Raw genomic sequence first — 23,284 nt, forward strand, 5'->3', positions numbered from 1 at the left:
TTAACGGTATTAAACTTCTTATTATAGATTATGCCACTACGTCATCAAAAGACTTTTTTTCCAAAGCACTATCAAGCATGTCAAAATTTTCCATGACCAGTGCCGCCGCTCCTATTAGTTCTGCCTGAAAGCCTAATGATGAAATTTTTATTTCAGTGTTCTCAGCAATCTTCGGAATACAGTGTTCGTTGATAGCCTGCTGAATAGGTGCCAACCATAGTTTGCCCACACCTGCACCCCGACCACTTAATACAATTAACTCAGGGTTGAGCAAATGGATCAATATGGCTACGCCCCTGCCAATATTATAACCAGCTTCAGAAAACAATTCTACAGCAAACTTATCGCCCTTGTCAGCCGCGTCCATAATTGCCGCTGCCGTTTCTTCAATATTCTCTAATACAAGATTCTTTAATCTTGAAACCTTTCCTTTTTTAAGACCTTCCACAGCTTTTTCTGCTACAACAAGCAAAGAAGTTTCTGTTTCAAGACATCCGCTTTTTCCGCAACTGCACATTTTGTTATTGGTAAATAATGGAATGTGGCTAAACTCCCCGGCGAACCCATTATATCCCCGGAACAACTCACCATTCAAAATCATTCCCAGGCCTACTCCCCAGTTAATATTGATAACCATTACATTTTGCCTGTTCTTTGCTTCTCCTAATCTCAGTTCCGCCAGGGCTATCAAACTTGAATCATTATCTATTAAAACTGGCAAGCCAACCTCTGATTCTATATAACTGACAATGCTGCCTTCACTTATCTTTAAAAAAGAGTGGTTGATGCCCTTAAGAACATCTATAAACCCTGGCATTCCAATACCAATACCAGCTATCTTACTTTTAGGTATAGTTGACTTTTCTATAAACTTTAAAATATTCTTACGAAGTTCTTCTGCCGCCTTAGGATTGTTATTTAATTTCAATTCTACCTTTTCTACCTCTCCAATAAGATTATTTCGCATATCCACGATAGCCATTCGGGTAATCAATTGGTCCATGGCCACAGCTACCACATACATTAAGTCCGATTTAAGGGAATACGTCTGTGGCCGCCTGCCGCCGGTAGACAATGCATAACCTAATTCCTGTACACTTCCTTCTTCAATTAATTCATTAAGGACTTTTGTAGTTAGAGGTAAACTCTTGTCTGTTAATTGGCTTAATTCAGCACATGATAATTGGCCAGAAAAATATAAATGCTTGATTATGTTTCTTTTATAAGAATCTTGTTTGCTCACTTCGGGAGGAGTTGTTTATAAAACAATTAGAATAATTAAGTTAAGATAAGGAACTTTTATAAAATAATTAAAAAGTTTTAAATTATTTTAAAAAGAATATCTAAGATATATTAAACAACCTGACTTTATATATAGGAACAGGCAGGGCAATTTTCCTTTTACCGGGCCAATACATTAAAGATTGTCAACTTCTACTATTTGACCCTGGAACTATAAGAATAAACGCTTGTTTATAAATGGGTTTGATGGTATCTAAGCAATAACTACGGTATACCTCCTCCCTATCTAAGGTATGGATACTCCGTGCGGGCACGGAGTATCCATGCCTTTCCTATGCCGAAGCTATATAGCAGGTAGGGAGAAGATAACTAGAAGATCCTGGACGGATTCCTGGAATACACCTGTGAATAATAAGAAAAGTGCTGCTTTCGACTCTTTTTTATGCTTTTTCTTTTGACTTTATACGAAATTAATGTCAACATATTTCAAAGTTGAATTGCAGGTTCCCTTGAATAAGCAAACAGCTTTTACTCCGGCCAATTTCAAATGTTGTGTATAAGAAAACAATAATTTATGGTTGCCCACCTGGCAGAAACAAAGACCTATTGCAGATATGAAGTACGAATAATTTAATAAAAGCCATTTTTCAAATAAACTTTTGCTTCATTGACATTATTATCAAAGCACTTTAAATAATTACCTTGATGATTATGGACCTACTAGTCAAAATATAAGGCCTATCATCGTTTAGGCATTGTTCTTATGAGAAGTGCATGCGGGTCTTTTACATTGGTATTGAAAATTATATCTAAAAGAATTTTAAAACTTATTATGGAAAAAGGCTGCATTTATCTTAATAAATATTAGTCTTTAACAATACGATTCTGAATAGGCACATCTTAAAGAAAAATTAGACAGATATCTTAAGTGATTGGCAGATAACATTCTTATCGATTTGAAATTTTGCGCTTTCGTTTGCGCATTCTTCTTTCCATAAATGTTTTAATTTCCAATACTGTAGGCCTTAAAAGGCTTATTTTTCTTTCCTTTTTCAATTAACGTAACCACCAACAATCAAAACCAATGAATAGAAAAGAATTTGTAAGAACAGCAGGTATAGCAGCCGCTGGATTAGTTGTATTGCCTTCCGGGAATTTATTTGCAAAGGAATATGGTGATGCTAAGGTAAAGCTTGCCATTATTGGAGTAGGCGCCCGGGGATTAAACAACCTGGAACTGGTATTAAGAAGACAGGATATAGACCTGGTGGCTATCTGTGATGTGGAACCCCGCACGCTGGCGCTTGCAAAAGATATGATCAATAAAACTGGCAAAAAGATGCCACAGATCTTTACTGGTGATAACTATGCATGGAAAAAAATGCTGGAAATAAAAGGAGGGATTGATGGAGTGGTGATTGCTACACCCTGGGAATGGCACAAGCCAATGATTATAGGTGCTATTGATGCAGGGCTAAAATACATCGCTACAGAAGTTATACTAGGAATTACACTGCAGGATCATTGGGATGTGGTGAAAGCTGCAGAAAAGAATAATGCACATGTGATGATGCTGGAAAACGTATGTTACCGCCGCGATGTGATGGCAGTGCTTAATATGGTGCGCCAGGGCTTATTTGGTGAGCTCATTCACCTGCAAGGCGGTTATCAGCATGACCTGCGTGAAGTGAAGTTTAATGATGGCATTAATTACTATGGCAATGGAGTGGAGTTTGGAGAAAAAGGCTATTCTGAAGCACATTGGAGAACAGAACATTCAGTGCACCGCAATGGAGATCTCTATCCTACTCATGGTATTGGACCTATCGCTCATTATATTGATATCAACAGGGGTAATCGTTTTCTTTCCCTCAATTCTTTTTCAACCAAAACCCGGGGATTGCACAATTATATTGTCAAAAAAGGAGGAGAAACCCATCCCAATGCGAAAGTTAAATTTAAGCTTGGAGATATTGTAACTACCCAGATCAATTGTGCCAATGGAGAAACAGTTCTATTGCAACATGATACCAACCTGCCAAGGCCTTACTCCTTAGGATTCCGGGTGCAAGGGACAGAAGGACTTTGGATGGATGTGAATAAGGGGATTTATATACAGGATAAATCAGCCAAACCTCACCAGTGGGATGATGCCAAAACCTGGCTGGACAAATATGATCATCCGCTATGGGAAAAATGGAGCAAGGAAACAGAAGGTGCGGGCCATGGAGGTATGGACTTCTTTGTCATTCATGCCTTTGTTGAATCTATTAAAAGAAAGACCCCAACACCTATGGACGTGTATGACGCTGCTACCTGGAGTGCCATAACGCCATTAAGTGAAAACTCTATTGAACTGGGTAATGAAACTGTTGAATTTCCAGATTTCACTGGTGGTCAATGGATGTACCGCAAACCAGTGTTTGCCCTGGGTAATGAATTCTAATGAGTCTCAATGTTATTGAGGTAATTTAGCTTCAATGATTTTAGATTATTTTGACTCTTAATCCTGAAGAAAGAAACTGATATCAGGACTGGCATTTACCCCAATGAAATAGTATCCTTAAAGTTTATTAAAAGGCCTCAGTAATGAGGCCTTTTAATTATTACGATCCTATTGATAAGTGATTTAAATATTTGAATTATAATACTCTATTTTAATCGCTCATAATACTCAATTGATTTATCACCATTTGGCCATGCAATGGATTGTTTAAAGTTGTCTTTGCCCTTCCACTCAATTTGTAAGGTGACAGGTTTTTGAACGAGGTCTGTTTTATAAGTCGAATTGGTATTTGTTTCGACTAACTGGTTATTTCCATTCATTACAAAAGTACCGTACCCAAAAGCAGACTTGGGTTTATGGGTGGCAGAATCCTGAACAGTATTAGCCCATATAAAATTGCCGGATTCAAAAACTTTAAACTGTGTAACCTGGCTTGTATCCGCTTTACCATTCTTTGGTATATATACTGATTGAGTTTGTTTCCATGCGCCATCCATTGAAGTTCTTGCATTTTTACTGACGTTATCATAATCTTCTACCAGGATAAAGGATCGGCCTGTGTCGGATGGAAAATTAATTAGTTGAGAATAACCATTGCCTTTCTTTGTTATATCAAGTTTTACTGTATCATTATGTGCCCCGCCTGAACTTGTGTAAAAAACATATTCAATTACTTTCCCATCTTGCATTTTGTAGGTTCCAATTCCATAATCGGCTAATGAGTCTCCAGGTATGGGATGGGCATAGATCATGTATTTTTCTGTATAAAGTTTCATTTGCTGAATGGGCATAGCGGTGTCATTTACCGTTTGCCTTGTTAGAGCGTAAGCCCCTTTCATTGATTTGTTGGCTTGTGAATAACTGTAGGAAGCAGTTAATAGCATGCACAGAGCCATACATAGAGTTGCTGACAATTTCATAAATAAATGATTTGGTGATGAAGAAAATGATCAATGGTGATCAAAAAGCACAGAATAAGCTTTGTGAGGGAAAGATTCTATTCCAATATACTACATTTAATCTACAACGCATGGCATAATCAATAGTAATGAGTTTAGCAACAAGATTACTACAAGATTAGTTTTAAAACTATTCCCATATTATATGCTCTTAATTCATTATTTCAACATATCCCTGAACTGTGAAGTATTATAATCAGCAGCTCCTTCAATTGATTGTATCAAATTGCCCGATTCATCAAAAATAAAAGTGGATGGAATACTGGATACGTTGAATATTCCAGTCAGGCTTTTTTGCGGATAATAAATGGGGAGTTTCAACTTCTTTTTATTAGCATATTTTTTTGCCTTTTCGAAATTATCATCCAGTGATACCATTATAAAGGCAACTTTATTGGTATCAGTTGCTCTATATAATTTCTCAATCGAAGGTATTTCGGCACGACAAGGTGGACACCAGGTTGCCCACAGATTAACAAATATCTTTTTGCCCCTGAAGTTTTGCAAATTGACGGGGTTACCATTAACATCCATTAATAAAAACTCTGGCAGGCTTTCTTTTGTAGCGCCCGCAGTGTTACTTTCAGAATTCGATTGTTCAACTATTGCATTGTTGTCATTAGTTTTCGCAATATTTTCCTTGCACGCTGTAATAACCATTATTACAAATACGGTTACAATAATCCTTAGTCTGTTCATCATAGTATTTATATTTCAGCCTTTAGAGTTCCAGGAAATAAATGCAACGTAAGTAATTAATCCAATTACTATTATGTTTTTGTAGTTGATTTAACTAACTAAATTGATAATCTACTCCACTTACCTGGCTCAACATATCTTTAGAAGCGTCGAGGATAACCGCATTCATCTCGGGCAATGGAGAAACTGGTGAATTGACTTTTAGATAATCCTTAAGCACTCTATGCAGGCTATAGTTTGTGTTCCTGGCCTCTGTAACATCTGTCATTCTGCATAGCATGTCTGGTGGGTCTCCTTCCCTTTCACAGGCACAAACAGAGTATAGCGTTGCATTATCAAGAGGCACATCATTAATCAAAACTGACTGAACTCTTTTCCCAAACTCTACAAACGCTTTAAATTCCACCTTCATGCCCTTAAACTTCACCATCCATCCTCCAATACGCTGGGAAGCGTCAGTGGCAAATACATTATTTAATTCTTTTTCCAGCCAGGCCATGATCTGAGCCCCGGATACTTTTCCGGTACGCACCTGTGCATCCACGGGCAACATATCAAATAGGTAACCCTCAGTTATTGGAATATTACCGGTATTATCTCTTGTATTATTGGGTGGACAAAATCTAAACCCATTAGATAAAACGATATCTGTCCCTACTTTCCATTTCAATGCGTCAATGATAAGTGTATCTATAGTATTCTCAACTACAAAATACCTGTATAAGGGCACTTTACTATACCCTACCAACTGATTCATCTTTTCTTTAAATGGCCCTTCATTTTTTTGAATAGTAGATTCAACTATATTGTCCGGTGCATAGCTTTTTGAATTTATTTCAATTAGGTCATAACGCTCATTAATGATCTCTCCGTTTTCTACTATGAGATCTAATTTGCCCACAAACGAACCAAATGCTCCAGGTTCAACCACTTTGGAATACTTACCATATATTGGAGTCCGGACCCTTTCATGGGTATCTCCTCCGAAAATATAATCCACTCCCTTGCATGCGTTTGAATTAGATAAGGCAATCTGCTGGGATAATCCCAAATGTGATAACAGTATAACCATATTGCATTGCTCCTGCTCACGCAATACAGAAACATAGTGCTCCAGGTTATCTTCGGGTTTTGTATAAATAATGCCTTTACTGTATGCCGGTGATTGCCTGATGGGAACCAGGGGGTCTGTGTATCCTACAAAACCAATTTTGATTCCTGCTGCACTCCAAATATAATATGGCGGAAAGATCAAATCCCCCTTTTTGCCATCACCAATGTCGTGATACATATTTGCACATATCTTAGGAGCAGATAACCCTCCTAACAGTTGCTGCATAGCCTTCTTATAGTAAACTACTTCCCAATTGCCAGGCAGATAAAGATCATAACCTATTGCATTCAAAATAGGCTGTATGGCTTTTCCAGTAGTTTCCACACTCAATTGGCTACCTTGAAACATGTCACCTGTATCAATAATAAAAGTATTTGGATTATTAAGACGCATTTGCCTGAAAAAAGTAGCGAGGTGCGCATATCCGCCTGTAGTTCTGAATACCATTTGATCATTCTCCCAAAACATTTCATCATGAGGGTGTAACTGGCAATGAACATCTGTAGATTGAAGTATTGTAATCCTTTGTTGCCCGTCTTTTAAATCATCATTGCATTTTGATGGGAGAACATCCCTTTCCATATGTACATAACTTGAAAATGGATTTAAAGTTAATCCTAACCCAGCCAGTGTGGAGTAACGTAAAAAATTTCTCCTGGATGTACCATTAACCATAATATATAATTATTAATGAGGGTTAATCTTTATTGAATGACTTGTTATATCTAAACTGGTTAATCTCACTCAACAGGCTTTTCAACTTTTCGCTTTTGAAATAAACCAAATAACAAGGCACCCATGATTCCAAAATATATACTACTTCTAAAGGGATTGGAGGTAATAGAACAGGTACCAGTTAAACAACCTATATATTTCCAATATAAAAATCCTGCAACAGAACCGAGCAGAAAGCCTATCATATATAACTTATGCTGAGATATCAAACCTTTCATATACTTCTACTTTTTACTAATATTTCTAATTAAACTTCCGAAAGGATAAAATGGTATATCGTGACACTGGTCACGATTGTGCGGATTACTTATTTTTTTATCGTTTCCTTAAAAAGAAACGGGCATTGATATTATGACTTTACCGTGCATTCTAACGTGTACATGTTGATGTCATACAAAGATTTAACTATAAAGATTGAATACAATTATCATTAAAAATGGCAGTAAATACCAGGTATGCCAACCAGAAAACGAAAGACATTTTATTAATTATAAACAGATAAAATCTAACAAAGCTGAATAATCAGTGGTGATTACTTTTCCTTGTGATTTAGGATAAAGCTCTTTGCAAATCAATAATCTCTATCTGTGAACGATGTAATTGAACTATTCCTTTTTCTGAAAGCTTTTTCATTAATCTTGATATAACCTCCCTGGATGAATTTAAATCCTGGGCAATTTCTGTAAAGGAAATGGGGACAATGTTGGTATGAAATTTTTCCTGATGACGCTTCAGGTAAAAAACCAATCTTTCATCCATGTTCCGGAAAGCAATATGATCGATGGTTTCAAGAAGTTCTTCAAATCTTTCCCTATAACTGCTTAAAGCAAATTGTGCCCATCCTTTATACTTTCCCATCCATTCGTCCACATATTGAACGGGTATGCTTACTACTGAAGCTTTTGTAATGGCTTTCGCCATCAAACCGCTTGTTTCACTGCCCAATGCACAAACAAGAGAAATGGCACATGCTTTTCCGGCATCCAGGTAGTACATAAAGAATTCATTTCCCTGGTCATCTTCACGATATATCTTCACCAATCCATCAAGTACCAAAATGGCTGAACGGATATTCTGCCCGGTCCTGATCAATAGATCTCCTTCCTGAAAAACCTTTAAGTCTGCCACCTTGACCATCTCCTGTATCAACTCAGGTTCTAATTTCGGAAATTGTTTAGCGATTTCCTGTTCTGTCATAATAAGATATAGCAATTTATTCCTTTTAAATTTAAGCAAAAAGCACAACATAGGGCATGCTTCAAAATTTGCTATTCTGCTATTTCATTATAATCCCAAAGAAGGTGTAGTAAGATTTTAACTTGGTCAACATAACTATGCTATCTTTTGATAACTATTATTTTATAAATAGCAAACGATCTATTTTTGGCGATAAAGTAAGGAAATGGATATTTCACACCTGGCATTGATGGCTGGATTAGGATTATTAGTAGGGTTTATCGGAACGCTGATCGGTGCTGGTGGGGGTTTTATTCTTGTACCCATATTATTAATACTTTACCCTGACTTAAAACCGGAGGTGATTACCAGCATATCTCTTGGAGTGGTGTTTGTAAATGCTACCTCCGGATCAATTGCCTATGCAAGAATGAAGCGTATTGATTACAAATCTGCTATCCTTTTTGCATTGGCAACTTTACCAGGGTCTGTAATTGGAGCTTTTCTTACCAGTTATATTCCAAGGACTACTTTTGATCTTATACTGGGAATATTATTGCTTATCATTTCTATTTTTCTTTTAATAAATCCAAAGCAGGGAGCTTTGGCAGGAAAAAATAGAAATCAAAATCATACGCACAGGAAACTAACCGATAAAAGTGGTCAGCATTATGATTATTCTTTTAATATCTGGACCGGGATTATCCTTAGCTTTTTTGTGGGTTTTTTATCCAGCCTTCTAGGCATTGGAGGAGGGATCATTCATGTGCCTGCGCTTACTTCCCTACTGAACTTCCCTATTCATGTGGCAACAGCTACTTCGCATTTTATATTAGCTATAATGGCCCTAGCCGGTACCATTGTGCACATATACCAGGGTAATTTTAAAGGGGGAGGTTGGAAAACAGCGCTGGCCATAGCTCCAGGCATAATAATAGGTGCACAATTGGGTGCTTACTATTCACACAAAATAAAAGCAGTGTGGATTGTACGATCTTTAGCCTTCGCATTACTACTGGTGGGTGTAAGACTGATTTTGATGTAAACGGCTATTATCAAAAAATAAAGGAACACAAGGTTATTGCTTTGACCCTCGAGGCTTCTTTTTAAACAATTGCGTCAAATAGCTCCCGGCTTTACTAACCACTTTTGCTTCAGCAATTTTTTCTGCAAGTGTGCTGTCGAAGTATTGAACATCGTCCATTTTTATTCCCTTTTCTACTTGCTTAGGATATAACATAATAAAACTATTGGCAGTAAAGTAATTAGAAAGGTAATAGGGAAGTTTCTCCAATTGATGCTGGTAAGATATTTGTCCTTTGCGCGAAGAAACTATTACTAAGAGGTCATTTTTTTTCACTTCCCGGGTAAAAATCAGGAAGTCATCCCAATTCCAGAATTGGTTGAATGTCATTTTCCCTTCTGATCTTTGCTCCTTTTGAAGGCTTTGCAATTCAAGCAGCGTTTCATTTGTTGCAAAAAAGTCCAGGCTCAATCCGGCTTCCTTTGCTATAGTAGACAGCTTTCTGAACCAATGGGAAAAACCAGGCTCCAATTCTGCCCTTGCAGTAACGATGACAACCATCCTTTTTATAGTATTCAAGGGTTGAACAGATTTATAAATAAATACTGTTTCTGCTGTATGTTTTAATATCTGTTCTGCTGTTGGTCCCAAAAAACTATGCTGGTTAGCCTGCTGGTGAAGACCTATTAGCAAGTCCGTAATATTTTGTTCTTTTAAGGTGTATATAATTCCATTGCTTATGTTGATGTCAAATCTTGTAATGGGAAGAATAGTTTGTTCAGTAGCTGCAGCATGGCTAACTGCTTTTTGCATCATTTTCCTGCCAACAGAGGCTGTTTTATTGCTCTCAGCTTCATCGCTGATTATATTTAAGGCATAAACGGGGATATTACTTTTCTTAGGTTTTAACATTAAACCAAAGTCTATCAACTCTGTTACAGTTTCAGGATAAGCGAGGGAAATAAGTATCTTTTCCTGAGCTTCAGTTTCTTCTCCGTTTTGATGTTCTTCTTTAAGTGCAAGTTTTTGCGAGGCTTTTTCTACTATAAAAGAACTTACTGTGCATGTAACAAGTATCATTAAAATTGTTCCATTCAATACATCCTCATTGATTAATCGTATAGGCTCACCTGCACCTGTTTCACCAATAATGATGTTATAACCAACTAATACAATAGCAAGAGTGGCTCCAACCCTGGCGGTACTTAGCCCGAAGATCATCTGTCTTTCCAGGCTTGAAAGCCTGAATGTTTTTTGGGTTAAGAAGGCAGCAAGGAATTTTGAAAGAATACCCAGAATAATCATCACTGCGGCAACCTCCAGTGCACCCACCCCTTTAAAAAGGACCCGAAAGTCCACCAGCATTCCAACACTGATTAAAAAGAAGGGAATAAAGAAAGCATTGCCTACAAATTCTATCCGGTTCATCAAAGCAGAAGAATGAGGAATAAACCGGTTAAGGGCCAGTCCAGACAGAAAGGCGCCAATAATATGCTCCAACCCTGCCAATTCTGCTATAAAGGATCCTAAGAATACCATTGCCAAAACGAAAATGTATTGTGATACAGGCTCGTCGAACTTTTTAAAGAACCACCTCGCTATAATAGGAAATAAGAAAAAAACTATGCACCCAAATATTATAGTGGCGATAGCAAGGTGAATCCAGAAACCTGCATTGATATCCCCACGTGTCATTCCTGTAACTCCTGCTAATACCAACAATGCCAATATATCAGTAATGATAGTGCCACCTATTGTTAGTGTTACTGACCGGATACGGGAAATACCATAGCGACTTGCAATTGGATAGGCCAACAAGGTATGAGATGCAAACATTGTAGCTAATAATAATGCGGAAGGAAGGTTATAATTTAAAATATAGTAAGCCGCCAGTGTACCCAGTGTCATGGGCAATATGAAAGTAAACAATCCAAAGACAAGACTTTTAAAACGGTTTTTACGGAATTCTTCCAGGTCAATTTCAAGGCCTGCAGTAAACATTATATAGATCAAACCTACAGTTCCAAAAAGAACAATACTGCTGTCACGCAATAATAAGTTAAGGCCATAGGGACCAATTATTATTCCTGCTGCAATTAAACCAATAATGTGAGGGATTTTAATCTTATTAAATAGAATAGGAGCAAAAAGGATTATAAAAAGGACCAGTGAAAAAATAATCACCGGGTTCGTTAATGGCAAACTAAAATCCACGTCACTTAATAAGTACATAAGTTTCCGGCTTTATCATTTTTGTTTTGCCAATTGTAAAGAATAAACAACACGGCATTCATTATCACGGGCAATTTCTCTTTGCCCCTCCATATTTAGGTCATCAGTTATTTGCAGTCTTACTGTCATGCGGGTATTACTATTGGAATCTGCGCTGTCAGGATTTTCTTCTAATTCTATTATATTATTTGTAAAGTTTCCAATATATACTCTTACCAATTTATCTCCAGCCAGGGCATTGACAACAACCTTATTAGCCTGGTATGAAATATCCCATAATTCGGTTTTAGTATCACCTACTGCAGAGCCGGGACATGTAGCTAAAGTACAGGTCATTTTTACCGACCATTTCCCTATTATAACCGGATTAAAATTTCCAATTGTATCTGTCTTCAATGAACTATCTAACTTTTGCTCTCTTTTCGCCAATTCCTGCTCTTTGATCTCCAGTGTTTTTTCTTTCAACAGGAGCCGCTGCTCCTTTTCATTTAAAGCAATTTCCTTTTCATTTAATTCTCTTCGTTTTTTTTGTGAATCACAACCTGAAGTAAATAAAACCAGAATAAATAAAAGTATAGAGGTCCATTTCATATGGTTAAATCTTTAGACTAACTATTATCCTTGCTAAGGATTATAAAGTTAGCTTAACTAGGTGGCAATAATATCCAACTAATATATTCTAATTAGCTTTTAATAAAAAAGCAATATGGGCTAACGCAGTTCATAAACCAAATAGAAACGGCTTTTCTTTAATGTCAGTTCAGCAAATACTTAAGTATAATATGGCTACTTTATTTGATGTTACCAGGATCATTGTGTTGCAGCGCATATGCCTGATAGTAAAGTAAGTTAAGCGTAACATCGCGGCCTTTATTCTAATTTGTATGCGTTTGATAGAATAGGCCCAAGTTTGCAAACTATTTTATAGCTATAATAGAAAAGAGGCTAAATGCTGCTTTAGTCACAACAATAGCCTCTTTATATTGTCTGCTATTAACTGATCAATTCTCCTGACGATGAAATCACTTCCTTTGTTTTAAGCGTTTCCTGCTCAATGTAGTGAATCGCTTTCATTGTTTTTATTACAGAATCAGGGGTTACAGAAATAGAGTCTATTCCCATTTCAACCAGGAATTGTGCAAAATCAGGATAGTCGGAAGGACCCTGGCCGCAGATACCAACCTTCACTCCACACTGTTTTGCTGTTGTAATTAATTGGGAAAGCATTGATTTAACAGCCATGTTCCTTTCATCATATAAATGAGCCACTAAAGAGGAATCTCTATCAAGTCCCAGGGTTAACTGGGTTAAGTCATTAGAGCCAATTGAGAATCCATCAATATGTGCAGCGAACTCTTTAGCCATTATAATATTAGAAGGTATTTCAGCCATAAGATAAAGTTCCAGTCCATCATTACCTGGTACAAGATCATATTCAGCCATTACTTCCTTTACTTTGATTAATTCCTCCACAGTTCGGCAAAAAGGAATCATTACTACTATATTCGTCAAGCCCATTTCTTCCCTTGCCTTTTTGATCGCTTTGCATTCTAATCCAAAGGCTGGCTTATAATTATCTGAATAATATCGACTCGCACCTCTCCATCCAATCATTGGATTTTCTTCATGCGGTTCAAAATACTTTCCTCCCAGAAGGTTGTAATATTCGTTTGATTTAAAATCAGAAAATCTAACGATGACTTTATTAGGATAAAATGCTCCAGCTATCTTGGCAATTCCAAAAGAAAGTTTGGATATAAAAAAGTCTTCTTCATTTTTGAAACCTCTGATACTTGTCTTTATTGTTTGGGTAAGCTCTTTATCATTTAGCTCATGATGCTTTAATAAAGCCAAAGGATGAATACCAATATAATTATTGATAATAAATTCTTCTCTTGCCAGTCCCACACCTTTATTGGGAATATGTGAAAAACGAAAAGCCAGGGATGGAGAAGCAACATTTAGCATCAGCTGTGTTTTGACTGCAGGAAGATCTACCAGTTTTGTTTCTATTACCTCGAAGGAAAGTTTTCCCTGGTAAACCATTCCGATATCACCTTCTGCGCATGAAATAGTAACCTCATCATCGTCGTTTAAAATACTGGTGGCGTTTCCACAACCTACAATTGCAGGAACTCCCATCTCCCTGGCTACAATAGCAGCATGGCAGGTTCTACCACCTTTATTGGTGACGATTGCTGAAGCCTTTTTCATGATAGGCTCCCAGTCCGGATCTGTCATATCAGTTACCAATACATCACCGTCTTTAAATTCTTCCCCCTCCATTACTCTTTTGTCAAGTGAATACATGATCTTCACCTTACCGGATGCTATCTTATCTCCAACAGCAATGCCTTTTACTAATACAGGAGCCGTATTTGTGTGCATTACAAATTCAGTAAGTGTGTCATGGTCTTTTCTTGAGTGAATGGTCTCCGGCCTTGCCTGGACAATAAACAGATCACCAGATAAACCATCCAATGCCCATTCTATATCCATTGGACACCAATGGCCTTTTAATTGAGAATAATATCCTTCGATATGTAATACCCATCGTGATAATTGAAGTATTTTTTCATCATCCAGGCAAAACTCTTTCTGAGCCGCTTTATCTACCGGGATAATTTTTACTCTTTCATCCGGGTCATCTCCATATACCATCATCTGGTCTTTTATTCCGAGCTTCTTTTCAATGATGGATGCATACCCGGTTTTTAAGGTTGGTTTGAATACAATAAATTCATCTGGAGATACACTGCCCTGCACCACCATCTCACCAAGTCCATAAGAACCATTGATTACAATGACATCTTTAAATCCGCTTTCTGTATCCAGAGAAAAGGCTACGCCGCTTGCACCCAAATCACTACGAACCATTTTTTGAATACAAACTGAAAGACCTATTTCAAAATGGTCGTACTTAAAAGTCTCTCTATAGGAAATAGCCCTGTCTGTAAATAACGATGCAAAGCAGTTACGTACAGAATCCATCAATGCCGCGGGACCTCTAACGTTTAAATAAGTTTCCTGCTGACCTGCAAAAGAAGCATCTGGCAAGTCCTCGGCCGTTGCTGAAGAACGCACTGCCACATCAGTTCCTTCCTGGTCGTACCTTTTTGAAAGATCATAATAACAATCAATGATTTCCTGGCTAAGATGTGATGGAAAGCGGCCATTGCGAATGACATTACGTATCTGAAGTCCAGACCTGCGTAATGATTCAACCGATTTGTAATCGATCTGTTTTACCAGGGCCCTGATCTTTTCATCAAGGTTATTGTGCCTGATAAATTCCTGGTAAGCATTCACAGTAATTACAAATCCACCGGGAATACTTACACCCAATTTTGTGAGATTTTGAAGCATTTCGCCCAGGGAAGCATTTTTCCCTCCAACCAGGTCAATATCCTTCATACCAACCTGGTCCAATTGGACAACGTTTTTAGATAGCATAGCAATCGTTTAAATAGGTAAAGGCTGTAGGTGGACAGCTAATTGATACGGAAATGGAGAAGCTTGTAAAAATGTTTAAGAGAGGTCACCTGCAAGGGACATAATGAGATAAACATACAGAGTACGTTCATCATTAAAATATTTGAAGGGAAAATCAGGTCGCATGGTTAGGACTACAAGATATAAACCTTTTTAATTGCAACGTTTATTCTTGTACCATGTACACAATACTAAAATCATACCCGGTTGAAAAGGCCAAATTCCTGGTGTCTACACTTAAATTGTGGAATTAAGGTTAGCGCAATTAAAGAGTAAATCTCATTATGGCGTTTTCTCGTTGACTTGAATAACTCTCATCATATCGATCATTGCCTGGTTGATTTCTACATTCATATTTTCATTCCAAGGCATGAAAGCCAGGGTTATTGCATGTTTTCCTTTGCTTAGGAAAACAGGAATGGTATTAGTCCAGCCCCAATCAGACCATACATCTTTTCCCCGTTGAGGAAATAATATGGTTGCTTGTTTTTTCCCATCAGCCAATAAGGTGCGGATGGCACATTTGTTTTCTGTATTTGTAGGGCCATTACCGTTGGCGTATTTAAAGTCAACCAGGTATACGCCATCAGCCTTAATAGTTAAGGGTATTGTTAGTTCCCGGTTTTTTGTCTTACTTATTTCCACAAATCCTTTGCCTGAATAACCGCTGGAAGCCATTTCAGATTTTGGAAATACATCTTCCATCTCAATGGTTGTAGCATATTTTTTATCAACAACAGCAATGGGTTGACTGGCAAAGGATTCAATTCCTTTTCTATCAACAGCTACCACCTGGTATTCAGCATACACGCCTTCTTTAACAGGGTATTGCAAATCTGAAGCAGTTGTCAAAACTTTACCATTCTTAAGAATTTTATATGTCCGAGCTCCTGGTTCAGGTGACCATTGCAGTTTCCCATTTAAATAAGTTACATCCGGGGCCGGTAAACTAGTATAGTTAGCAACTTTATTGATGTTTTTAGCTATGAAAAGGTTATTCTTTAATATAATAGTTACCTGGTGCTTTCCTTCCAGGGTTACTGGAATTACAGGCTTAGATGGCTTGCCATCTACAAGGAAGCGACTGACCTGGTTTCCAAAGCCTTCCATTTTTATATTTAAAACTGCCCGCCTGTATTTAAAATTATTAAGGGTTCTTTGTCCTTTCAGGGATTCCGGAACAAAAGGCTGGAAACTGAGACCATCTTCATTCAATCTTATACCAAATAATACTTTATGTACAATACTAAGATTACCAGCCAGGCTCCAGAGCATATTACTGGAGTTGATCTGTGTACCCGCAAAATCTCCGTTAGCTGCAACAAAATTCTCCTTATTGGTTACAAATAAAGCTACAGGCCTGTATATGGCCGCAATACTCTCCATAACCGATTTTTCATTTTCTGCTTTAGCACTTGCCCATAACCAGTAAGTTTGAACAAAAGGCCATACCGCATTATTATGATATGGCGGGATATTAGGTATTTGTGGAAATATGCAACTAATTCCAAAATCAGTGACAGGGGTATTAGACACTATTTTCTTTTGCTGTTCGGGACCTGCGATACCAAATAAAATGGCTAATGCTTCCCCAAGTGCCTCTGACCTTGGAGATAGAGACATGCTATTTCTACCATATAAATATTGACCATAATAATTTTTACCAGGCATCCACAAATATTGGTTCACACCTTTCTTGATCTTCTGCGCTATGGCAGCATACTTTTCAGCCACTTGTTTATGGCCCAATTCAGATGCCATCTTACTTAAAACCATATTGGCCTGGTAATGAACTGCATTTGTTCCGAGGCATTCAGACTCTGCGATGTCAACTGGTTGCATCCATTTAGGATAGGTTTGTTCTCTCCAATCAAGAAAAGAAGATTCACCTTTTACCATTCCTGTTTTTGCATCATAAATGGTATTAAGATCATCATCAATAGAATTCTTTATAATCAAATAAGCCTGTTCCAACCAATCTTTATCTCCTGTAGCCTTATATATTTCCCAGGCAGCCACAGCCCAGATCATTCGGTCTGAACTTACCGGCCATGCCCCACCTGTTCCAGTATCCTGGATGATCTTTTTAGAAGAGGTTACTTTTTTCAACAAACTTTTAATTGCTACACGAGGCTGCAGGTATGCCATTGATAAAATAATACTATAACTAATATCCCTTGTCCAAACTCCTGCCCATTCTTTGCCTGTCCTGAAAGTACTGTCTGGTTCAATAGCATTAACCATTTCTTCTAGTGCCAGGTTATAAATAACATCTGAAATAGGGAAGCCAGAGGAATACGATGGAAATGCAGAAACATCCCTGGATGCCTTCCAATGACTTGCTGTACCTTTCACATCACCAGGTTCATTTAGCTTGATATTTAATTCGTAAATACCATCTCCATCCTCGTCATGTAATTGCAAGCCTTGATGATTAACAAGGTTATCGAAATCCCAGGTAAGCGGGGAAGTACTACCGGCAACATATACGCCCTTAAAATCTTCCTTATAGATCTTATCACCATTGAATGTGGTATAATAACCCTGTGTTTTAAATGCATTTATTACTTCCCTCATATCTAACCTGATTTTGAGAGTAGTATTAGATGGCAAATAGCCATGTGATGAAGTGGTGTCTTTTAATTGTACACCGAATTTAATTATCGGTGTTTCAGCTAAACCATTTTTAGGTATCACCACAAAATGATGGTCTACTCCTGATTTCATTTCATTGTCCTTACCATTGATGCTGAATTTGAATGTAATAGCAGGACTCTTAAATTCATTTACAGGGCTTTGGTAATCAGAAATCAATTCCTTTTCTGAAATAGCTTTGGCAACAAATTTTCCCTGTACAACGCTGTCCTTATAGATAGTATATTGATTGGTTTTCCAGATAATGTTATTCTCCTGGGCTAAAGCCACATTCAATATTATCATTATGCTCATTAAGGATAAGAAAGCGCGTAAAAGGATTTGCATTGTAAAAATTTAAGTGCTTATGCTAAAGGTCAGAAAAAAAGAAATACTATAACGCTGAAGTTGTAATGGTTTAAAAAAGATTAAGCTGGCCCGGTGCACATTTGCCATTTCCTTTACTTAACAGAGAGGGGAAATTAGAAATCGTAATACCCAGTAAACGGATCTTTGCTCCCTCGGGCTCTGTTTTTTCCAGAAGTTCCCTGGCAGCGGCAAGTATTGAATTGTGATCATTTAAACAGTCAGAAAATGACTTGCTACGGGTAATGATTTTGAAATCACTGTACTTGATCTTTACAGTAATGGTTTTCCCCTTCAGATTGTGTTTATCCAGGCGCCTGCAAACCGTTTCAGTAATTTTTTCCAATGCCAGTTCCATTTCTTCCAGTTTTGTAAGATCATATGGAAAAGTATCTTCTGCTCCTATCGATTTGGTTTCTTGTTCTGGTTCAACTGGTCTATTATCAATTCCTCTCACTATTTTGTAGTAAAAGCTGCCTGCCTTGCCAAAATGCTTTCTCAATTCCTGCTCACTAAGCTTTTTAATGTCACCACCGGTATGCAGTCCTAAATTTTTCATCTTTTCCGCGGTTACCTTTCCTACCCCATGAAACTTTTCAACTGGTAGATCAGAAACAAATCTTTCTATCCTGGAAGGCCCAATAAAAGTGATGCCGTCAGGCTTATGCATATCAGATGCTATTTTAGCAATGAACTTATTAATAGATATTCCAGCAGAAGCCGTCAATCCCAATTCATTCCTTATAGCACCTTTTATTGCTGTTGCAATGTCTATTGCAGAACCAATACCCTGTTTATCAATTGTCACGTCAAGGTATGCTTCGTCGAGCGACAATGGCTCTATAATATCAGTATATCGCTCAAAGATGGCACGGACCTGCCTGGACACCTCTTTATATGCTTCAAAACGAGGCTTTACAAAAATAATCGCGGGGCACAACTGTATAGCTCTTTTAGAAGGCATGGCAGACCTGACACCAAATTTCCTTGCTTCATAACTGGCAGTCGCCACAACTCCTCCACGCCCTTGGGGAGAACCTCCAACAGCAATAGGTTTCCCTCTTAAATCGGGGTTATCACGTTGTTCCACCGAAGCATAGAATGCATCCATATCAATATGAATGATCTTCCTTAAAACTTTTGGGGTTTCCTCCACAATAGACAATTATCAAGGGTAAATGTAAAGAAGGCTTAAATAATAAACCAGGATTCTAACAATGCATTTACTTTCAATCCACAAAGGATCTGTTAACAAAAGGCCTGGAAAAAAACCTTCCTGTTTAAATACTTACATTTGCTTTAATGCGATTCTTGCTTTACATACTATTAGCTTCCTTTTATATCATTAACCCAGGACAGGTTAATGCAGGAATGCTTCCCTTAAACCAGGGAAAAATAGTATCTGGTAAATCAATTGAGCAATCTTCCGTTAGAAAGGATAAGTTAGGTCCAAAGCAATTTGCATCACTTACCACTATTCCCCAAACAGGGATTAATTATGCTTCCTACCGCTACCACCCCTTTGAAAGATTTTTCTTTGAGGAGAGCCAATTTGGCAATGAGCGGGTAAGTAATACAAAGGAAATTCCGGAAAGTTTTAGGTTAACTAAACCTATCGCACTCCTTCTCATCTTTCCACATCATTATTTCTGGTAATTAAAAGTTTTAAGCATTTACAACATTGTATTTGCCTGAATCACATTCATTAACTTTTTAATTATCATACATGTCTACAATACTTGTGGCACTAATAATCATTGCCATAATAGCAGCTATAAGCTTTGCTTTAATTTATTCCAGTAAACAGCACCAAAAGAAAATAACAGGTGAATTACTTTCCATCTGTAGCCATATGGCATCAGCGCATAATTTAAACTTTTCAAGCCAGGAGGTTTCCAGTAAACGCATCATTGGCGTAGATGGTATAACAAGAAAAATACTTATAGTAGAATATAGGGAAGAAAAGATAATCGAAACACTGATTGCATTGGAAGAAGTAAAAAAATGTTCCGTAAAAAAGAACTATAACCAGGTTGAACAATTTCAGGGAGGTAATAAACCAGAAACTTTCCTTCAATCCATTACCCTAGAATTTTCTTTTTGGAAAAACAAGCCGCCCTTTGAGATTTCTTTTTATGATAACATCACCAATCATATTTATGAAATGTCTGAACTGGAATTAAAGGCAAGGGACTGGGAAAAAATGATTACAAAATTATTAATGTCAGAAACAAGGGAAAGGGCATAAATGCCCCTCCCAACTTTTCCATTCCGGGAGATCGGACATAATCCAATTGTATTTATTCACCTCAATTTTACCATTATGACTAAGACAAAAAATCAACTATTACTTAGAAAAGATGATTACGATATATTAATTAACTGCATCAGAAGTGGCCAGGGCAAGACTGCCTTTGATCATCAGAATATAGAAGAACTGGAATCTGAATTAAAAAAGGCAAGACTGGTGCCGAAAGATCAATTTCCTGGAAATGTAGTGCGGCTCAATTCCAGGGTCGTCATTAAGGAAGATAGTGGCAAGCAAATGGAATTAATGGTTGTCATTCCAGAACAGGCAAATATCAAAGAAAGAAAGATCTCAGTAATGGCCCCTATAGGAACAGCGCTCCTGGGATTTAAACAAGGCGAAAAAATTGCCTGGGAAGTACCCTCAGGCAAAAAGACTTTTACTATTGTAAAGGTTGTAAATGAATAACACCTATCATATTCTCATTACAATAATGGCTCCCTGAAGGAGCCATTTTATTTCTTTAAATTATACCGGTAAGCCTAATCATTAAATTTCTTCTTAAGCTCCATAAGCTTGCTCTGAAATGGATTTAAAGGTTCTGGTTTTTTGCTGGTTGGTTTATTAACCTGAGGCCCTTTTCTTTCTAATCCAGTTTTTACTCCTTTGGCTTCCTGGCGGTTCTCATCTTTCATGGTTAAAGCGATACGCTTTCTGTTCACATCAACTTCAGTGATAGTCACCATTACTTTCTGGTTCAATTTCACTACCTCGTTTGGATCAGAAATAAAACGATTGCTTAATTGTGATAGGTGCACCAATCCATCTTGTTTTACACCTATATCTACGAAAGCCCCAAAATTTGTAATGTTTGTCACTATCCCTGGTACTTTCATGCCTACTTTCAGATCTCCTATAGATTTAATTGTTTCGTCAAATCTGAACTCCTCAATTTGTTCACGGGGGTCTCTGCCGGGCTTCTCTAATTCTTTCAGTATATCATCAATTGTAAATTCGCCGATGGTTTCAGAAATATATTGTTTTCGGTTGATCTGCTTTCTCAATTCCGATTTCCTAATCAGGTCTTCCAGGGTAGCCTGTACATCCCTGGCCATCTTTTCTACCACCTCGTAACTTTCCGGATGCACTGAGGAATTGTCCAGTGGATTTTGTGCATTTGGTATTCTTAAAAAACCAGCACATTGTTCAAATGTCTTTGGGCCCATCAGTGAAACCTTCTTTAATTCTTCCCTGCTTTTAAATGCTCCATGCTGCAAACGATATTGCACTATATTGTTGGCAAGGGTGGAAGTTATTCCTGATACATATTGCAATAAATGCTTGGAAGCAGTGTTTACGTCCACTCCTACAAAGTTCACAGCGCTTTCCACCACCCTATCCAATGCCTGTTTTAATTTTACCTGGTTTACATCATGCTGGTACTGGCCAACACCTATGGACTTGGGATCGATCTTTACCAATTCACTTAATGGATCAAGCAGCCTTCTGCCAATGCTAACAGCACCACGCACTGTAACATCATGGTCAGGGAATTCTTCCCTTGCCACTTCCGAGGCTGAATAGATAGAAGCTCCACTTTCATTTACCTGGAATATCATTACATGTTTGCCAAAGTCAATGCTACGCACCAATTGTTCCGTTTCCCGTCCGGCAGTGCCATTGCCTATTCCTATTGCTTCAATTTCATATTTATCTACCAGATGTTTTAATTCAGCAACGCTTTCCTGCCATTGATTTTGTGGTGGATGAGGATAAATGGCAGTATTATATACAAGATTTCCCTGGGCATCCAGGCAAACCAGTTTGCAACCAGTACGGTATCCCGGATCAAGCGCAAGGACTTTTTTAGAGCCTAATGGTGAAGCCAGCAGAAGCTGGCGCAGATTTTCTGTAAACACATGAATGGCTTCTTCATCTGCCTTATTCTTACTTAACAAACGGAATTCGTTTTCAATAGAAGATTTCAGTAACCGGTTATAAGAATCTTCTATAGCTTTTTTAACTTCAGCTGAAGCAGCATTAGAGGCTTTTACAAAAATTCTTTCCAGCTCTTCAATTGCCAATTGTTTTTCTACACTGATATCCATCATCAGGTAACCTTCCTTTTCTCCACGCCTGATAGCCAATAGCCTGTGGGAAGGACATTGTGAAAGTGATTCTTTACACTCGAAGTAATCCCTGTACTTCTGGGCATCTTCCTCATCCTTCTTTGTAGATATAACCTTGGAGGTTACGGCAGCTGTTTCTGTAAATAGTTGCCTGACTTTTGCCCTGGCCTGCTCGTGCTCACTAATCCATTCAGCAATGATATCCCGGGCACCCTGCAAGGCTTCCTTTGAATCTTTCACATCATCTTTGATAAATTTAAGAGCTTCAGCTTCCACATCCCCGGCCATTTGTTCAAAAATGAGTTTGGCTAAAGGTTCAAGGCCTTTTTCAATAGCCTGGGTAGCCCTTGTTTTGCGTTTAGGCTTATAAGGAAGGTAAATGTCTTCCAGTTCAGTAGCACTATAACAATCCTCAATTCTTGTTTTTAATTGAGGGGTGAGTTTGCCCAGTTCTTCGATCGTCTTCAAGACGGTTTCCTTTCGCTTATCCAGCTCTTTAAAATAACTGATCTCCTCTACAACGTTACCAATAACTACTTCATCAAGGTTACCTGTAACTTCCTTTCTGTACCGTGCCATAAACGGAATAGTAGCTCCTTCACTCTGTAACTGATCAATGCTATTTACCTGTTTTACTGCCAGGTTTAACTTTCCCGCAATTTGTTGTATGTATTTAAGCTCCATAGCTCACTTATTATAGGATATTAATTGTAAGGGCTGCAAATCTA

General features: G+C 37.8%; 16 protein-coding genes. 5 read left to right on the top strand and 11 right to left on the bottom strand.

The genetic code is table 11. The annotated features are described in order from the left end of the window. Positions 1–28: 28 nt before the first annotated feature. Complete coding sequence (locus BUA53_RS10555) at positions 29–1,243, bottom strand: ROK family protein (RefSeq protein ID WP_072835342.1); 1,215 nt, start codon at positions 1,241–1,243, stop codon at positions 29–31. 1,083 nt (positions 1,244–2,326) lie between these two features. Here BUA53_RS10555 and BUA53_RS10560 point away from each other — a divergent pair. Then, complete coding sequence (locus BUA53_RS10560) at positions 2,327–3,688, top strand: Gfo/Idh/MocA family protein (protein WP_072835343.1); 1,362 nt, start codon at positions 2,327–2,329, stop codon at positions 3,686–3,688. A 206-nt stretch (positions 3,689–3,894) separates the two neighbouring features. Here BUA53_RS10560 and BUA53_RS10565 read toward each other — a convergent pair whose 3' ends face one another. From BUA53_RS10565 to BUA53_RS10585, 4 genes are all read right to left on the bottom strand, one after another. After that, positions 3,895–4,668, bottom strand: a complete 774-nt coding sequence (locus tag BUA53_RS10565; protein WP_139256410.1) for a hypothetical protein — start codon at positions 4,666–4,668, stop codon at positions 3,895–3,897. 198 nt (positions 4,669–4,866) lie between these two features. Then, positions 4,867–5,409: a TlpA family protein disulfide reductase gene (locus tag BUA53_RS10570; protein ID WP_084079980.1), complete on the bottom strand. Its 543-nt coding sequence runs from the start codon at positions 5,407–5,409 to the stop codon at positions 4,867–4,869. 91 nt (positions 5,410–5,500) lie between these two features. Then, complete coding sequence (locus tag BUA53_RS10575) at positions 5,501–7,195, bottom strand: bifunctional metallophosphatase/5'-nucleotidase (RefSeq protein ID WP_072835346.1); 1,695 nt, start codon at positions 7,193–7,195, stop codon at positions 5,501–5,503. 609 nt (positions 7,196–7,804) lie between these two features. Further along, positions 7,805–8,452, bottom strand: a complete 648-nt coding sequence (locus tag BUA53_RS10585) for a Crp/Fnr family transcriptional regulator (RefSeq protein ID WP_072835455.1) — start codon at positions 8,450–8,452, stop codon at positions 7,805–7,807. Between the two features lie 205 nt (positions 8,453–8,657). On the opposite strand from BUA53_RS10585, the gene BUA53_RS10590 reads away from it, so the two are divergent. Beyond that, positions 8,658–9,476, top strand: coding sequence for a sulfite exporter TauE/SafE family protein (locus tag BUA53_RS10590; RefSeq protein ID WP_072835348.1), 819 nt, complete (start codon positions 8,658–8,660; stop codon positions 9,474–9,476). A 33-nt stretch (positions 9,477–9,509) separates the two neighbouring features. Here the strand turns inward: BUA53_RS10590 and BUA53_RS10595 are convergent, their stop codons facing one another. The 5 genes from BUA53_RS10595 to dinB all read right to left on the bottom strand — a co-directional run bounded on the left by BUA53_RS10595 (position 9,510) and on the right by dinB (position 19,335). Continuing rightward, positions 9,510–11,687, bottom strand: coding sequence for a cation:proton antiporter (locus BUA53_RS10595; protein WP_072835349.1), 2,178 nt, complete (start codon positions 11,685–11,687; stop codon positions 9,510–9,512). A gap of 15 nt (positions 11,688–11,702) precedes the next feature. Further along, complete coding sequence (locus BUA53_RS10600) at positions 11,703–12,278, bottom strand: hypothetical protein (protein ID WP_072835350.1); 576 nt, start codon at positions 12,276–12,278, stop codon at positions 11,703–11,705. Positions 12,279–12,680: 402 nt separating this feature from the next. Further along, entirely contained in the window at positions 12,681–15,140 is a 2,460-nt protein-coding gene (gene ppsA, locus BUA53_RS10605; protein WP_072835351.1) for a phosphoenolpyruvate synthase, read from the bottom strand. A gap of 321 nt (positions 15,141–15,461) precedes the next feature. After that, positions 15,462–18,161, bottom strand: a complete 2,700-nt coding sequence (locus BUA53_RS10610; RefSeq protein WP_072835352.1) for an alpha-L-rhamnosidase-related protein — start codon at positions 18,159–18,161, stop codon at positions 15,462–15,464. Between the two features lie 70 nt (positions 18,162–18,231). Continuing rightward, positions 18,232–19,335, bottom strand: a complete 1,104-nt coding sequence (gene dinB, locus BUA53_RS10615) for a DNA polymerase IV (RefSeq protein WP_072835353.1) — start codon at positions 19,333–19,335, stop codon at positions 18,232–18,234. 146 nt (positions 19,336–19,481) lie between these two features. Between dinB and BUA53_RS10620 the strand changes: the two genes are divergently transcribed. The 3 genes from BUA53_RS10620 to BUA53_RS10630 all read left to right on the top strand — a co-directional run bounded on the left by BUA53_RS10620 (position 19,482) and on the right by BUA53_RS10630 (position 20,895). After that, entirely contained in the window at positions 19,482–19,835 is a 354-nt protein-coding gene (locus BUA53_RS10620) for a hypothetical protein (protein WP_072835354.1), read from the top strand. A 70-nt stretch (positions 19,836–19,905) separates the two neighbouring features. Beyond that, positions 19,906–20,427, top strand: coding sequence for a hypothetical protein (locus BUA53_RS10625; protein WP_072835355.1), 522 nt, complete (start codon positions 19,906–19,908; stop codon positions 20,425–20,427). A gap of 75 nt (positions 20,428–20,502) precedes the next feature. Next, a complete protein-coding gene (locus BUA53_RS10630) occupies positions 20,503–20,895 on the top strand; it encodes a GreA/GreB family elongation factor (RefSeq protein ID WP_072835456.1) in 393 nt (130 codons plus the stop codon). Positions 20,896–20,969: 74 nt separating this feature from the next. Here BUA53_RS10630 and BUA53_RS10635 read toward each other — a convergent pair whose 3' ends face one another. Continuing rightward, positions 20,970–23,240, bottom strand: coding sequence for a Tex family protein (locus BUA53_RS10635; protein WP_072835356.1), 2,271 nt, complete (start codon positions 23,238–23,240; stop codon positions 20,970–20,972). Positions 23,241–23,284 lie beyond the last annotated feature (44 nt).

The organism is Flavisolibacter ginsengisoli DSM 18119 (genome assembly GCF_900129295.1).
Lineage (GTDB): Bacteria > Bacteroidota > Bacteroidia > Chitinophagales > Chitinophagaceae > Flavisolibacter > Flavisolibacter ginsengisoli.

Coding starts and splice junctions, on each gene's coding strand:
- BUA53_RS10560 (WP_072835343.1), top strand. CDS start 2,327: ATGAATAGAAAAGAATTTGTAAGAACAGCAGGTATAGCAGCCGCTGGA.
- BUA53_RS10565 (WP_139256410.1), bottom strand. CDS start 4,668: ATGAAATTGTCAGCAACTCTATGTATGGCTCTGTGCATGCTATTAACT.
- BUA53_RS10570 (WP_084079980.1), bottom strand. CDS start 5,409: ATGATGAACAGACTAAGGATTATTGTAACCGTATTTGTAATAATGGTT.
- BUA53_RS10575 (WP_072835346.1), bottom strand. CDS start 7,195: ATGGTTAATGGTACATCCAGGAGAAATTTTTTACGTTACTCCACACTG.
- BUA53_RS10585 (WP_072835455.1), bottom strand. CDS start 8,452: ATGACAGAACAGGAAATCGCTAAACAATTTCCGAAATTAGAACCTGAG.
- BUA53_RS10590 (WP_072835348.1), top strand. CDS start 8,658: ATGGATATTTCACACCTGGCATTGATGGCTGGATTAGGATTATTAGTA.
- BUA53_RS10595 (WP_072835349.1), bottom strand. CDS start 11,687: ATGTACTTATTAAGTGACGTGGATTTTAGTTTGCCATTAACGAACCCG.
- BUA53_RS10600 (WP_072835350.1), bottom strand. CDS start 12,278: ATGAAATGGACCTCTATACTTTTATTTATTCTGGTTTTATTTACTTCA.
- ppsA (WP_072835351.1), bottom strand. CDS start 15,140: ATGCTATCTAAAAACGTTGTCCAATTGGACCAGGTTGGTATGAAGGAT.
- BUA53_RS10610 (WP_072835352.1), bottom strand. CDS start 18,161: ATGCAAATCCTTTTACGCGCTTTCTTATCCTTAATGAGCATAATGATA.
- BUA53_RS10620 (WP_072835354.1), top strand. CDS start 19,482: ATGCGATTCTTGCTTTACATACTATTAGCTTCCTTTTATATCATTAAC.
- BUA53_RS10625 (WP_072835355.1), top strand. CDS start 19,906: ATGTCTACAATACTTGTGGCACTAATAATCATTGCCATAATAGCAGCT.
- BUA53_RS10630 (WP_072835456.1), top strand. CDS start 20,503: ATGACTAAGACAAAAAATCAACTATTACTTAGAAAAGATGATTACGAT.
- BUA53_RS10635 (WP_072835356.1), bottom strand. CDS start 23,240: ATGGAGCTTAAATACATACAACAAATTGCGGGAAAGTTAAACCTGGCA.